Origin of the sequence: Pseudonocardia sp. DR1-2 (assembly GCF_023717215.1) — a bacterium.
Classification (GTDB): Bacteria; Actinomycetota; Actinomycetes; order Mycobacteriales; family Pseudonocardiaceae; genus Pseudonocardia; species Pseudonocardia alni.
In genome coordinates this window covers 644045-657861 of the sequence record NZ_JAMQOF010000003.1, presented here as the reverse complement: position 1 = coordinate 657861, position 13817 = coordinate 644045, and the positions used below count along the sequence as shown (strand labels likewise).

Annotated in this window: 12 protein-coding genes and 1 pseudogene; 10 read left to right on the top strand and 3 right to left on the bottom strand. The window is 75.4% G+C overall.

The window, feature by feature from the left end; all coding sequences use genetic code 11:
- Positions 1 to 62 precede the first annotated feature (62 nt).
- The 7 genes and pseudogenes from ND486_RS11855 to rimI all read left to right on the top strand — a co-directional run bounded on the left by ND486_RS11855 (position 63) and on the right by rimI (position 7289).
- Complete coding sequence (locus tag ND486_RS11855) at positions 63 to 1649, top strand: NAD(P)H-hydrate dehydratase (RefSeq protein ID WP_251784386.1); 1587 nt, start codon at positions 63 to 65, stop codon at positions 1647 to 1649.
- Between the two features lie 51 nt (positions 1650 to 1700).
- Positions 1701 to 2973 (top strand): annotated as a pseudogene (argG, locus tag ND486_RS11850) (argininosuccinate synthase); the annotation flags it as partial.
- A gap of 202 nt (positions 2974 to 3175) precedes the next feature.
- Positions 3176 to 4372, top strand: coding sequence for an alanine racemase (alr, locus tag ND486_RS11845; RefSeq protein WP_251784385.1), 1197 nt, complete (start codon positions 3176 to 3178; stop codon positions 4370 to 4372).
- Positions 4369 to 5619, top strand: a complete 1251-nt coding sequence (locus ND486_RS11840; protein ID WP_251784384.1) for an alpha/beta fold hydrolase — start codon at positions 4369 to 4371, stop codon at positions 5617 to 5619. Before alr ends, ND486_RS11840 begins: the two co-directional genes overlap by 4 nt.
- Entirely contained in the window at positions 5616 to 6101 is a 486-nt protein-coding gene (tsaE, locus tag ND486_RS11835; RefSeq protein ID WP_251784383.1) for a tRNA (adenosine(37)-N6)-threonylcarbamoyltransferase complex ATPase subunit type 1 TsaE, read from the top strand. The genes ND486_RS11840 and tsaE overlap by 4 nt, the downstream gene beginning before the upstream one ends.
- 10 nt (positions 6102 to 6111) lie before the next feature.
- On the top strand, positions 6112 to 6801 hold the full coding sequence (tsaB, locus tag ND486_RS11830; RefSeq protein ID WP_251784382.1) for a tRNA (adenosine(37)-N6)-threonylcarbamoyltransferase complex dimerization subunit type 1 TsaB: 690 nt from the start codon (positions 6112 to 6114) through the stop codon (positions 6799 to 6801).
- On the top strand, positions 6798 to 7289 hold the full coding sequence (rimI, locus tag ND486_RS11825; protein ID WP_251784381.1) for a ribosomal protein S18-alanine N-acetyltransferase: 492 nt from the start codon (positions 6798 to 6800) through the stop codon (positions 7287 to 7289). Before tsaB ends, rimI begins: the two co-directional genes overlap by 4 nt.
- Here rimI and ND486_RS11820 read toward each other — a convergent pair.
- Together ND486_RS11820 and ND486_RS11815 are read right to left on the bottom strand one after the other, a co-directional pair.
- Positions 7268 to 8179 (bottom strand): aldo/keto reductase, encoded by a 912-nt coding sequence (locus ND486_RS11820; protein ID WP_251784380.1) that lies wholly within the window; start codon positions 8177 to 8179, stop codon positions 7268 to 7270. The two genes, rimI and ND486_RS11820, sit on opposite strands and share 22 nt — an antisense overlap.
- An 18-nt stretch (positions 8180 to 8197) precedes the next feature.
- A complete protein-coding gene (locus tag ND486_RS11815; protein ID WP_251784379.1) occupies positions 8198 to 9790 on the bottom strand; it encodes an alkaline phosphatase D family protein in 1593 nt (530 codons plus the stop codon).
- Between the two features lie 279 nt (positions 9791 to 10069).
- Here ND486_RS11815 and groES point away from each other — a divergent pair, with 279 nt between their 5' ends.
- Both groES and groL read left to right on the top strand, forming a co-directional pair.
- Positions 10070 to 10360, top strand: coding sequence for a co-chaperone GroES (gene groES, locus ND486_RS11810; RefSeq protein WP_020623960.1), 291 nt, complete (start codon positions 10070 to 10072; stop codon positions 10358 to 10360).
- Between the two features lie 119 nt (positions 10361 to 10479).
- On the top strand, positions 10480 to 12102 hold the full coding sequence (gene groL, locus ND486_RS11805; protein ID WP_178376004.1) for a chaperonin GroEL: 1623 nt from the start codon (positions 10480 to 10482) through the stop codon (positions 12100 to 12102).
- 116 nt (positions 12103 to 12218) lie between these two features.
- Here groL and ND486_RS11800 read toward each other — a convergent pair whose 3' ends face one another.
- A complete protein-coding gene (locus ND486_RS11800) occupies positions 12219 to 12554 on the bottom strand; it encodes a WhiB family transcriptional regulator (RefSeq protein WP_062403765.1) in 336 nt (111 codons plus the stop codon).
- 87 nt (positions 12555 to 12641) lie between these two features.
- Here ND486_RS11800 and ND486_RS11795 point away from each other — a divergent pair, with 87 nt between their 5' ends.
- Complete coding sequence (locus tag ND486_RS11795; protein WP_251784378.1) at positions 12642 to 13694, top strand: hypothetical protein; 1053 nt, start codon at positions 12642 to 12644, stop codon at positions 13692 to 13694.
- The last annotated feature ends 123 nt before the right edge of the window (positions 13695 to 13817 follow it).

The window sequence follows — 13817 nt, the reverse complement described above, 5'->3', positions numbered from 1 at the left end:
GCGACGCGGGCGTCCCGCTCCACAACCGTCGATCATGGTCGCCCGGCGCTAGCCTCGCGGCCATGCACGGGCTCCACACCGCGGACCAGGTACGGGCGGCCGAGGCGGCCATGATGCGCACCGTCGGCGACGGGGTGCTGATGCGCCGGGCCGCGGCGGGGCTCGCGCACCACGTGCGGGAGTTCCTCGGCGCGACCTACGGCCGCCGGGTGGTGCTGCTCGTCGGGGCGGGGGACAACGGCGGCGACGCCCTGTGGGCCGGTGCCGAGCTGCGCCGCCGGGGCGCGCACGTCACCGCGGTGCTGCTGGCGCCGGACCGTGCGCACCCGGCGGGCCTCGCCGCGCTGCGCGCCGCCCGCGGGCGGGTGCTGGCCCTGCACCCGCCCGGCCCGGCCGCAGGCTCCGGCCCCGCCGCGGGCGGCGACACCGGCACCGGCAGCGACCCCGGGACCGGCCCCGGCGACAGGACCGGCACCGGCGCCCCGGCCGCCGGCGCGCTCGACCCGGCGCGGGCGCTGGTGGCGGGGGCGGACGTCGTCGTCGACGGGATCGTCGGCATCTCCGGGCGCGGTGCGCTGCGCGACCCGGCCCCGGAGCTGGTCGCCGCCGCCGACGGGGCGGGTGTGCCGATCGTGGCCTGCGACCTGCCCTCGGGTGTCGACTGCGACACCGGGGCGACCGACGGGCCGCACGTCCGCGCCGCGCTGACGGTCACCTTCGGCTGCCGCAAGCCGGTGCACGCCCTCGCCGCCCCGCTCTGCGGCCCGGTGCGGCTGGTGGACTTCGGGCTCGGGCCGTTCCTCGAGGGGATCGAGCCGCACGCGCGGGTGCTGTCCGACGGCGACGTCGGTGCCCGCTGGCCGGTCCCGGGACCCGACGACGACAAGTACAGCCAGGGCGTCGTCGGGATCGCCGCCGGGTCGGCCACCTACCCCGGCGCCGCCGTCCTCGCCGCGGGGGCCGCGGCCCTGGCCACCTCCGGGATGGTCCGCTTCGCCGGGTCCGCCGCCGACGAGGTCCGCAGGCACTGGCCGGAGATCGTCGCCACCGGCGACATCACCGACGCGGGCCGCACCCAGGCCTGGGCGGTCGGGCCGGGGCTGGGCACCGGCGGGCAGGGCCGGGCGGTGCTGGAGGAGGCGCTGGACCGCGAGGTGCCGCTCTGCCTCGACGCCGACGCGATCACCCTGCTCGCACAGGACGCCCACCTGCGGATGCGCATCCACGGCGAGCCCGTCGTGCTCACCCCGCACGCGGGGGAGTTCGCCCGGATCGCGGGCGAGGTCGGGCCCGACCGGATCGGCGCCGCCCGCCGCGCCGCCGCCGACCTCGGGGTGACGGTGCTGCTGAAGGGGAACGCGACCGTCGTCGCCGCACCGGACGGACGGGTGCTGGTCGACCCGGCCGCGGACTCCTGGGCCGCCACCGCGGGCTCCGGCGACGTGCTCACCGGCATGATCGGCGCGCTGCTGGCCGCCGGGCTGGACCCGTGGTGGGCGGCGGGCTGCGCGACGCTGGTGCACGCCCGCGCCGCGACGGCGGCCGCCCGGGAGCACGGGCTGCCGCCGGTCCCGGCACCGGCGTCGGCGATGCAGGCGGCGATCCCGGTCGCGCTGCGGTCGGTCCGGTCGGCGGCGTCGGGGCACTGAAGCGGCACACCGGCGGACCTGCGCCGGGAGCGGGTTGTTAGCGTTCCGCGCGTGCCGAAGATCCTGACCAGCCTCCCCGTCGGCGAGCGCGTCGGCATCGCCTTCTCCGGTGGCCTCGACACCTCCGTCGCCGTCGCCTGGATGCGCGAGAACGGCGCGGTCCCCTACGCCTACACCGCCGACCTCGGACAGCCCGACGAGCCCGACCTCGTCGCCGTCCGCGAGCGTGCGCTGGAGTACGGCGCCGAGGCCGCCCGCGTCGTCGACTGCCGTCGTGCACTGGTCGACGAGGGCATCGCCGCGATCGCCTGCGGCGCCTTCCACATCCGCGCCGGCGGGATGCCCTACTTCAACACCACCCCGATCGGCCGCGCCGTCACCGGCACCCTGCTGGTCCGCGCCATGGCCGACGACGGCGTCTCCATCTGGGGCGACGGCTCGACCTTCAAGGGCAACGACATCGAGCGGTTCTACCGCTACGGCCTGCTCGCCAACCCCGCCCTGCGGATCTACAAGCCGTGGCTGGACGAGGCGTTCGTCGACCAGCTCGGCGGCCGCGCGGAGATGAGCGCCTGGCTGGGCGAGCGGGAGCTGCCCTACCGGGACTCCGCGGAGAAGGCGTACTCGACCGACGCCAACATCTGGGGCGCCACCCACGAGGCCAAGAGGCTCGAGCACCTCGACACCTCGATCGAGATCGTCGAGCCGATCATGGGCGTGCGGTTCTGGGACCCGGCCGTCGCGGTCGAGACCGAGGACGTCACCGTCGAGTGGGAGTCCGGTCGCCCCGTCGCGATCAACGGCACCCGCTACGACGACCCGGTCGCGCTGGTCACCGAGGCCAACCGGATCGGTGGTCGGCACGGCCTGGGCATGACCGACCAGATCGAGAACCGGATCATCGAGGCCAAGAGCCGCGGCATCTACGAGGCCCCGGCGATGGCACTGCTGTTCGTCACCTACGAGCGGCTGGTGTCGGCGATCCACAACCACGACTCGCTGTCGGCCTACGAGGAGCAGGGCCGCCGGCTCGGCAGGCTCCTCTACGAGGGGCGCTGGCTGGAGCCGCAGTCGCTGATGCTGCGCGAGTCCCTGACCCGCTGGGTCGGCAACGCGGTCACCGGGTCGGTCACGCTGCGGCTGCGCCGCGGCAACGACTGGTCGGTGCTCGACACCCGCGGCCCCGCCCTGGCCTACGCCGAGGACCGGCTCTCGATGGAGCGCGTCGAGGACGCCCCGTTCACCCCGGGCGACCGCATCGGCCAGCTCACCCTGCGCAACCTGGACCTGGCCGACTCCCGCGCCAAGCTGGAGCAGTACTCGGCCACCGGGATGCTCGGCGGCGAGTTCGGCACGTTCGTCGGCGAGATCGAGGCCGGGCGTGCGGCGGAGATCACCGCGACGCCGTCGGACCCCGACGCCGAGCAGGCCGAGGAGTCCCTCGACCGCGCCGCGATGGAGGCCGGGACCGACTGAGCCGGGCTCGGGACCGGGCCGCGGCGGACCGGGATGCGATGATCGGGGCCGTGCTACCCACGACCGACCCCGCACCCGGTCCGCGGCCCCGGCCCGGACCGGGCGCACCGGCGGCCGAGGCGGTGGTCGACCTCGACGCCGTCCGGCACAACACCCGGTACCTGTCGGGTCTCGCGTCCGGGGCCGAGACCATGGTCGTGGTCAAGGCCGACGGCTACGGCCACGGCGCCGCCGCCGTCGCACGGGCGGCGCTGTCGGCCGGGGCGACCCGGCTCGGCGTCGCCACCCTGGAGGAGGCGCTCGCGCTGCGGGCCGACGGCGTCGACGCGCCGCTGCTGTCCTGGCTGCACCTGCCCGACGCCGACTTCGCCGCCGCCGTCGCCGCGGGGGTGGAGCTGTCGGTGTCCGGCCGCGTGCACCTCGCCGCGGTGCTGGCCGGTGCCCGCGCCGCGGGCCGCCCGGTCCGGCTGCACCTCAAGGCCGACACCGGGCTGTCGCGCAACGGCTGCCCGCCCGGCGAGTGGCCCGCCCTGCTCGACGACGTCTCCGACGGCGTCGCCGACGGCACCTGCGAGGTCGCGGCCGTGTGGTCGCACCTGGCCGCCGCCGACGAGCCGGGCCAGCCCGCCGTCGACAGCCAGGCCGCGCGGCTGCACGCCGCCGCCGCGCTCGCCCGGGACCGCGGGTTCGCCCCGCAGCTGCACCTGTGCAACTCGGCGGGCCTGATGACCCGCCCCGACCTGCACCTCGACGTCGTCCGGCCGGGGATCGCCGTCTACGGGCTCGACCCGATCGCCCGCCCCGCAGACAGCCCGCTGCGCCCGGCGATGACGCTCCGCGGCCGGGTCGCGCTCACCAAGACCGTCGAGGCGGGCGAGGGCGTGTCCTACGGCCACGAGTGGGTCGCCCGCGAACCGCGCACGCTGGCACTGGTGCCGCTGGGCTACGCCGACGGCGTCCCGCGCCGGCTCAACGACGGCGGCCGGATGCGCGTGCGGATCGGCGGCACGGTCCGGCCGGTCGCCGGGCGGGTCTGCATGGACCAGTTCGTCGTCGACTGCGGGCGGCCGGGGGTACTGCCGGTCGCGATCGGCGACCCGGTCGAGCTGTTCGGCACCGGCGCCGACGGCGGACCGACGGCCCGCGAGTGGGCCGACGAGCTGGGCACCATCCACTACGAGATCGTCACGGGCGTCCGGGGGCGGGTGCGCCGCACGGTGACCGACGGGCGCGGGGGAGTCGCATGAGCCGCAGGGGATGGACCGTCGCCGGGATCGCGGGCGGTGTGGTCGGCGCGGCGGGCGCCGCGGCCGGGGTCGGCGTCGCCGCGCAGCGACGCAAGATCGCCGCCACCCGTCGCAGCCTGGCCACCGAGATGTCCGCGCACGCCGGGACGCCGCCGGGCACCGTCGGCGAGGAGATGTCGGTGATGGCCGACGACGGCGTCCGCATCGCCTGCGAGGTGGTCGCGCCGGCCGACGGCTCGGAGCCCGCGCTGACGGTGGTGCTGGTGCACGGCTTCGCCCTGGACCGGCGCACCTGGTCCGAGCAGCGGCCGCACCTGGCCGGGCTGACCGGCCCGTCGGTGCGGATGATGCTCTACGACCAGCGCAGCCACGGCCGCTCCGAGCGGGCACCCGCGGACTCCTGCACGATCGACCAGCTCGGCCGCGACCTCGACGCCGTCATCCGCGCGCTGGCCCCCGAGGGTCCGCTGGTGCTGGTGTCGCACTCGATGGGCGGCATGACCGTGATGGCGCTGGCCGAGCAGCACCCGGAGCTGTTCCACGAGCGCGTCGCCGGGGTGGCGCTGGTGTCGACCTCGGCGGGGGAGATGGCGTCCTCGGGGCTGCCGGGTACGTTCCTGTCCCGGCGCAACCCGGTCATCCGGGCCCTCGGCGGGCTCGCCGCGTGGCAGCCCGGCCTGGTCGAGACGGGCCGGCGCGCGCTGGGCGACATCATCTGGGTGTTCACCAAGCGCTTCGCCTACGGCGACCGCCAGGTCGACCCGCGGATGGTCGACCTCGTCGACACGATGATCGACTCGAACGCCGTCGGCGCGCTCACCGACTTCGTCGACACCCTCGGCACCCACGACCGGCTCGCGGCGCTGCCCGGCCTGTCCGGCTGCGAGGTGCTCGTCCTGGCCGGCGACGGCGACCGGATCATCCCGTGGCGGCACAGCGAGGTCATCGCCGAGGCGATCCCGACCGCCCGGCTGGTGCGCCTGCCCGGGGTCGGGCACATGCCGATGCTGGAGCAGCCCGAGGTCGTCGACGCCGAGCTCGACGCGCTGATCGCCCGCACCACCGAGCGCACCGCGGGCGGCGGGCTGCGGGCCAAGCGCCCGCCGCAGCTCACCGACACGACCGACGACGAGCAGGCCGAGTCGGGCGGCGCGCTGCAGGGCCTGCTGCGCAGCGCGGGCCGGGTCCGCCGGGGCAGCCGCACCCCGGCCCGGGCCGGCCGGTCCCGGAAGAAGGACCGGCCGTGATCCCCGCCCCCGGCGCGGACGCCGTCGTCACCGAGCTGCCGACCGTCGCCGACACCGAGGCCTTCGGTGAGACGGTCGGGCGCGAGCTGGTCGCCGGTGACGTCGTGCTCCTGGCGGGCCCGCTCGGCGCGGGCAAGACCGCCCTGGTCCGCGGCCTGGCCCGCGGGCTCGAGGTGACCGGCACGGTGGCCTCGCCGACCTTCGTGATCGCCCGCGAGCACCCCTCCGCGGGCGACGGCCCGGCCCTGGTGCACGTCGACGCCTACCGGCTGATCGGAGACGGCACAGCGGCCCGACCACCCGATGTCGCGGCCGAGCTGGACGACCTCGACCTCGACACCGAGCTGGACCGGGCGGTTGTCGCCGTCGAGTGGGGGGTCGGGGTCGCGGAGCGGCTCGCCGGGTCCGCGGTGACGATCACGCTGGAGCGCCGCGACGACGACACCCGGGTCGCGACGCTGCGCCGCACCGCGCGTCCGTAGGCTCGCGGGCGTGCTGGTACTGGCCCTCGACACCGCGACGACCGTCGTCACCGCCGGTCTCGTCGACCTCGGCCCCGACGGCGGACCGCGGACCCTCGCCGCCCGCGCGCACGACGGCCGCCGCCACGGCGAGCTGCTGATGCCCGCGGTCCGTGCGCTGTGCGCCGAGGCGGGCCACGCGCTCGCCGAGGTCGGGGCGGTGGTCGTCGGTGCCGGTCCGGGCCCGTTCACCGGGCTGCGGGTCGGGATCGCCTCGGCCACAGCACTCGGCCACGCCCTGGACGTGCCGGTGCACGGCGTCGTCACCCACGACGCCCTCGCCTGGGGGCTGCACACCGGCGGGAATCTGCTGGTCGTCACCGACGCCCGGCGCACGGAGGTCTACTGGGCCGCCTACGACGCGTCCGACCCCGCCGACGCCCGCTCGGTCCGCAGGCTGACCGGTCCGGCCGTCGAGGCCCCGGAGGCGCTGGCCGCGCGCCTGGACGAGCTGGCGATCGGCACCGTGGTCGGCGATCCGGCGTTCGCCCGGCGGCTCGGCCGCGAGATCGGCGGCCCCGGCGCCCCGACCGTCGACGGGCTGGTCGGCGTCGCCGCGGCGGACCTGCTCGCCGGCCGGGCCCCCGCCCCGGTCGAGCCGCTCTACCTGCGCCGCCCCGACGCCGCCCCGCCGACCGGCCGCAAGCGCGTCACCGCGTGAACGCCACCGTCTCGCTGGGCCCGCTGTACCGGGCCGACGCGGCGCGCTGCGCGGAGCTGGAGGAGATCCTGTTCCCCGGGGACGACCCGTGGAGCGCGCAGGCCTTCCGCGACGCCGTCTCCTCCGGCCAGCTCTACCTCGCCGCCCGCGCCGGTGACGAGCTGGTCGGCTACGCCGGGCTCGCCGTCGTCGCCGGGCCGCCGATGGCCGAGGCGGAGGTGCACACGATCGGCGTCGACCCGGCGTGGCAGGGCCACGGCATCGGCCGCGCGCTGCTGCGGGGTCTGCTCGCCGTCGCCGACGAGCTGGCGGCCACGGTGTTCCTGGAGGTCCGCACCGACAACGTCCCGGCCCGCACGCTGTACGAGAGCCACGGGTTCACCGTGGTCGGGCTGCGCAGGCGCTACTACCGGCCGTCGATGGCCGACGCCCACACGATGCGCCGCGACCGCGTGCGGAAGGCCGCTCAGGACGTCGCGGACAGGTAGGACAGCAGGCGCAGCTCGTCGTCGGTCAGCTCCAGGGTGAGCATCGGCAGCAGCTGTTCCAGCTGTTCGACGGTGCGTGCGCTCGCGATCGGCGCGGTCACCGCGGGCTGCGCGGCCAGCCAGGTCAGGGCGACCGCCGGGACCGGGACGCCGTAGCCGGCGGAGATCTCGTCGAGCCCGGCCAGCACGGCGCGGCCGCGGGAGTCCAGGTACGCCGCCGCGCCCTCGGCGCGCGGGCCCTCCGGGGCGGGGGAGTCGGGCCGGTACTTACCGGTCAGGAAGCCCTTGGCCAGCCCGTAGTACGGGTGGACGGCCAGCTTCTCCGACTCCGCGAGCGGGGCCAGACCCGCCTCGAAGGCGTCGCGCTCCATGAGGTTGTAGTGCGGCTGGATGGTGCTGAACGCGGTCAGCCCGTCGCGCGCGGAGATCTCCAGCGCCGACCGCAGCCGCTCCGGGGAGAAGTTCGACGCGCCGACCTCGCGGACCAGTCCCTCGCGGACCAGGGCGTCGAACGCGTCGAGGGTCTCCTCCTGCGCGGTCGCCTCGTCGTCGCGGTGGGCGTAGTAGAGGTCGATCCGATCGGTGCCCAGGCGGCGCAGCGAGTCCCGCGCCGCGGCCGCGACGTTCGCCGCCGACAGGCCCTCGCGGCCGGGCAGCGCGCCGACCTTCGTCGCGAGGTGCAGCGCGTCGCGGTTGCCGCGGGCGGCCATCCACTCGCCGAGGATCGTCTCGGACTCGCCGCCGGAGTTCCCCGGTGCGCGCCACATGTAGGAGTCCGCGGTGTCGATCATCCGTCCGCCGGCGGCGACGAACGCGTCGAGGACGGCGAACGAGGTCTCCCTGTCCGCCGTCCAGCCGAAGACGTTCGCGCCGAGAACCAGGTCAGCCACGCGTCCGAACCTACTCCGCTACAGCGGTCGCAGGCCCGGCCGACGGTCCTCGGTCACGAACCGTCCGCGGGTCTGCACCGGGGCGCCCGGCCGGCTCACGAACGGCACCACCTTGAACTCGGCCTCCATCCGGTCCGCGGTGAACCGGGTGCTGACGTAGCCGCGGCGGTTGTTGTGGAACCGGATGTGCGGGTTCTCGGCGAGGACGGCGTCGGAGCCGGTCTGCTTCTCCGAGCCGTCGCCGCCCGAGGTGATCGAGCTGGACACCAGCTCGGTCCCGACCACCGGCGAGGCGGGGTCGTCGAAGCGGCGCTTCACGTCGGCGCCCCAGTGCGCGTGCACATCGCCGGTGAGCACGACGAGGTTGCGTGCGCCGCCGCGCCGTGTGGCCGCGGTCCAGGAGTCGACGACGCGGTCCCGGGAGCCGGGGTAGCCGTCCCACGCGTCGGGGTTGAAGCCGCGCCCGGCGCCCGGGGTGAAGTCGACCTGGGAGAAGAACACCTGCTGGCCCAGCACGTCCCAGCGGGCGCGGGAGCGGGCGAAGCCGTCGGCGATCCAGCGTTCCTGCGCCGACCCGGGCAGCGAGCGGGCCGGGTCGGTGCGTTCCGCGCAGTCGCTGCGGAAGGTGTCCCCGCAGGGCTGGTCGCCGCGGTACTGGCGGGTGTCGAGCATGTGGAAGGTGACCAGCCCGCCCCAGCCGACGCGGCGGTACAGCCGCATGGCGGCGCCGCGGGGGCGCTGGGCGGCGCGCAGCGGCATGTTCTCCCAGTAGGCGCGGAACGCGGCGGCCTTGCGGGCGGTGAAGTCCCCAGGCGGGTCGAGCGGGAGCTCCCGCACGTCGCCGGCCCAGTTGTTCTCGACCTCGTGGTCGTCGAACACGACGAGCCAGGGCGCGGCCGCGTGCGCGGCCTGCAGGTCGGGGTCCGCGTGGTACTGGGCCAGGCGCTGCCGGTAGCCGGCCAGCGTGGTCGTCTCCGGGCCGGCGTGGTCGCGCACGTTCCCGCCGGGCGCGACGTAGTCCTCCGCCGGGTACTCGTAGATGTAGTCGCCCAGGTGCAGCAGCACGTCCGGGCGCTCCTCGGCCATCCGCCGGTACGCGGTGAACCACCCGTGCTCGAACTGGGAGCAGGAGGTGAAGGCCATGTGCACCGGCGTCATCGCCGCCGGCGGGGGCGCGGTCCGGGTGCGGCCGGCGTCGGAGACGGTGCGGCCCACGCGGAAGCGGTAGTGGTAGTCCCGGCCGGGGCGCAGGCCCGGCACCTCGACGTGCACGCTGTGGCCCGCGTCCGGCCCGGTGCGGACCCGGCCGCGACGCACGACCCGGGTGAAACGCTCGTCGTCGGCGATTTCCCACTCGACGTCGGTGGCGCGGTTCCCGAGCCCGCCCAGGCCGTCCTCGGCGACGGGGTCGGTGGCGAGCCGGGTCCACAGCACGACCGAGGTCGGATCGGGTTCCCCGGAGGCGACGCCGAGCCCGAACGGGTCGCCCGGCGGCCGGGCCGGGGCGGGTCGGGGCGCCGCGGCGGCGGCGCCGGGCAGCAGGGGTGCGGCGGCGGTGACGGCGGCGGCGGTGAGTCCGGCGCGCAGCAGCGAACGGCGGGAGGTGACCACGATGTGCAGTGCAACGCTCCCGATCGAGTGACACCGGGCCGCCGGGCGACGAGCACGTGAACAACGGGCGACGACCGGGAACTCCCGACACGCCCGAACGGCGCGGTTGAGCCCCCGCTCGGCTTCTGGCACTCTCATGGATAGAGTGCCAACGCGCGCGGCGGACGACCTCCGCCCCGGCACCCGCGACGGCGGGGCGGGAGTCGCCACGTGCGCGCTGCTGACACCGCTAGAGAACCCGTGACACCGGATTCACCCCAGGAAGGGGAGGTCATCGTCGTGGCGAACATCAAGCCGCTCGAGGACAAGCTCGTCGTCCAGGCCAGCGAGGCGGAGACCACCACCGCCTCCGGCATCGTCATCCCGGACACCGCCAAGGAGAAGCCCCAGGAGGGCAAGGTCCTGGCCGTCGGCCCGGGCCGGGTGGACGACAACGGCAACCGCGTCCCGCTCGACGTGGCCGTCGGCGACGTCGTCATCTACTCGAAGTACGGCGGCACCGAGGTCAAGTACAACGGCGAGGAGTACCTGATCCTCTCCGCGCGCGACGTGCTGGCCGTCGTCAACTGACGCGAGGCACCGCCTGACGTACCGCCCCGGGTGGTCCACCCTCACGGGTGGCCCGCACCGGGGCGGTCGCGTCTCTCCCCCGAGAACCCGAGTATCCCGAGAGGCAGCGAGAACAAGACATGGCGAAGCAGATCAGCTTCGACGAGGAGACCCGTCGCGCGCTCGAGCGCGGCGTGAACCAGCTCGCCGACGCGGTGAAGGTGACGCTCGGCCCGCGCGGCCGGCACGTCGTCATCGACAAGAAGTTCGGCGGCCCGACCGTCACCAACGACGGCGTCACCATCGCCCGTGAGGTCGACCTCGAGGACCCGTACGAGAACCTCGGCGCGCAGCTGGCGAAGACCGTCGCGACCAAGACCAACGACGTCGCGGGTGACGGCACCACCACCGCCACCGTGCTGGCCCAGGCGCTGGTCAAGGAGGGTCTGCGCAACGTGGCCGCCGGTGCGGCGCCGTTCGCGCTGGGCCAGGGCATCGCCGCGGCCTCGGCCAAGGTCTCCGAGGTGCTGCTGGCGAAGGCCACCCCGGTCGACGCCAAGAGCCACATCGCGCAGGTCGGCGCCATCGCCTCGCGCGAGCAGGAGATCGGCGACCTGATCGCCCAGGCGATCAACACCGTCGGCAAGGACGGCGTGATCACCGTCGAGGAGGGCTCCACCCTCTCGACCGAGCTGGAGATCACCGAGGGTCTGCAGTTCGACAAGGGCTACCTGTCGCCGTACTTCGTCACCGACTCCGAGTCCATGGAGGCCGCGCTCGACGACCCGTACATCCTGCTGCACCGCGACAAGATCGGGTCCATCCAGGACCTGCTGCCGCTGCTGGAGAAGGTGCTCGGCGAGGGCAAGCCGCTCCTGATCATCGCCGAGGACGTCGAGGGCGAGGCGCTGTCCACCCTGGTCGTCAACTCGATCCGCAAGACCGTCAAGGTCGCCGCGGTCAAGTCGCCGTTCTTCGGTGACCGCCGCAAGGCGTTCATGGACGATCTCGCGGTCGCCACCGGCGGTCAGGTCATCAACCCCGAGGTCGGCCTGAAGCTGAACGAGGCCGGGCTCGAGCTGCTGGGCCGCGCGCGTCGCGTCGTCGTCACCAAGGACGCCACCACGATCGTCGAGGGCGCCGGCTCCAAGGCCGACGTCGAGGGTCGTGTCGCGCAGCTCAAGCGCGAGATCGAGGAGTCCGACTCCGACTGGGACAAGGAGAAGCTCCAGGAGCGCCTGGCCAAGCTCTCCGGCGGCGTCGCGGTCATCAAGGCCGGTGCCGCCACCGAGACCGCGCTCAAGGAGCGCAAGCACCGCATCGAGGACGCCGTCGCGGCGACCCGTGCGGCGGTCGAGGAGGGCATCGTCCCCGGCGGCGGTTCCGCGCTGGTGCACGCCGCGGCCGAGCTCGAGGGCGGGCTGGGCCTGACCGGTGACGCCGCGACCGGTGTCGCGATCGTCCGCAGGGCACTGTCGGCGCCGCTGTTCTGGATCGCCGAGAACGGTGGCGACGAGGGCGCGATCGTCGTGTCCCGCGTCGCCGAGGGCGGCTGGGGGACCGGGTACAACTCGGCCACCCGCTCCTACGGCGACCTGCTGGCCGACGGCGTCATCGACCCGGTCAAGGTGACCCGGTCGGCGGTGGAGAACGCCGCGTCCATCGCGCGCATGGTGCTGACCACCGAGAGCGCCGTGGTGGACAAGCCGGAGAAGGCCGACCCGGCCCCGGCCGGTGGCCACGGGCACGGTCACGGTCACTGATCCGGTCCGAGCACGACGACGGCGGGCGACCCTCGGGTCGCCCGCCGTTGTGCGTTGCGGGGCAGGAAGTGTGTGCCGTCCGACGGGAGATGGGAGCCCCCGCCGGTCGGGGCTCTCTAGGCGGTGTGAATCTCCACCGGCTGGACGGTCGCCTCGGCGGCGACCTTGAGCGTGCGGCGCGGACCGCGGATGATCGCGTCCCGCTCGGACTCGGACAGGCCGCCCCAGATGCCGTAGGGCTCGTGCACCTTCAGCGCGTGCTCGCGGCACTGCTGCACCACGGGGCACTCGGAACAGACCTGCTTCGCTCGGGTCTCACGACGGGCCCGGGCGGGACCGCGCTCACCCTCGGGATGGAAGAAGAACGCGCTGTCCATCCCCCGGCAGGCTCCCTCCATCTGCCAGTCGTAGATGTCGGCGACCGGGCCGGGAAGCCTCCGGATGTCCGCCATGTTCGTCACCTGCCTTCGCTATCGAACCTGACGACGCTCAGATTCCCTGGCCATGGCGGCCGCAAACCTGATTCGAGGTGAACGATGGTGCACGTCCGACAGGGTGGTGCACGGCGGGCGCCGTCGGCGGAGGTCCGGGCCCTGCTCGCCGGGGTGGTGACGGACCGGGAGGTGGCCGCGGCGGCGCGCCCGGACGGGCCGGCGGAGCTGCGGTGGGCGGCCGCCGTCGCCCGGGGCGGCTCCGGGCACTACGCGGCCGCGGCCGCGCTCCTCGACGGGGTGCGCCGCGACCCGGCGACCGGGGTCGTGCCGCGGGCGCACGCGACCGTCACCCGGGCCTCGCACCTGCGCCAGCTCGGCGGGCACCGCGCCGCGGCCGCACTCGACGGCGCCGCGCTCCGGCTGGTGCTGCCGGGCGCGGTGACCCCGGGCGACCCCGGGCCGTGGGGCCTCGGCCGGGCCGCGGCCGTCGCCGACGCGCTGACCGGGCTCGCCGCCGACGCGCTCGGCCGCCTCGACGCCGCGACCGCCGCCGTGCTGCTGCGCCGGGCCGGGCCGTGGTGCGGTCCGCACGGCCACCGCACCCGGGTCCGCCACGGCTGGGTGACCGCGGAGACGGCACTGGTCGCGGGCGACCCGGCCGCGGCGCTCGCCGCCGCCGACGAGGCGCTGGCCGGGGCGCGGGCGCTCGGGTCCGCGCGGCACGTGCTCAAGAGCCGCCTGGTCCGGGCGGTCGCCGCCGGGGTGGCGGGGCACGACCGGGCGGACGTCGTCGCCGAGCTGGACGCGGTGGCCGCGGACGCGCTCGCGCACGGACTGCTACCGCTGCACCGCCCCGCGCTGCTCGCCCGGTCCGACCTCACCGGGCCGGGACCAGGGCCGGACGGAGCAGCGGACCCCGCCGGAGATGGTCCGGATGCCGTACCCGCTCGGCCGTACCGCGGGCGCCGCGGGGCCGATCGGGCGACCCCGGAGGCCGGTTCCGGACCGGTCGCCGGAGCGCGACACGCCGGAGCGTCACCATTCGATACGCGCAGTCGCCGAGCGGATGCGGAGGGTCGCCGACATGCGGTGTTGCACACGGTGAGCGTCCTCTATACGCGAAGTGACCGTAGCGGGCGAGACCTGCTGCGGGAGTAGTGCCCGGAGCCGGGCCCGGACGATGTACCGTACGGACTACTCCATTCGGCGACGCTTCACCCACATGACGCTGATGCACGTGGGTCAGAGCGCCGAACGGAGGGCACAAAATCGCCCCGACCG

Bases quoted from the DNA above. Each gene is read 5' to 3' on its own strand.
- ND486_RS11800 (WP_062403765.1), bottom strand. From the start codon at position 12,554: ATGGCGGACATCCGGAGGCTTCCCGGCCCGGTCGCCGACATCTACGAC.
- ND486_RS11840 (WP_251784384.1), top strand. From the start codon at position 4,369: ATGAGCCGCAGGGGATGGACCGTCGCCGGGATCGCGGGCGGTGTGGTC.
- groL (WP_178376004.1), top strand. From the start codon at position 10,480: ATGGCGAAGCAGATCAGCTTCGACGAGGAGACCCGTCGCGCGCTCGAG.
- ND486_RS11855 (WP_251784386.1), top strand. From the start codon at position 63: ATGCACGGGCTCCACACCGCGGACCAGGTACGGGCGGCCGAGGCGGCC.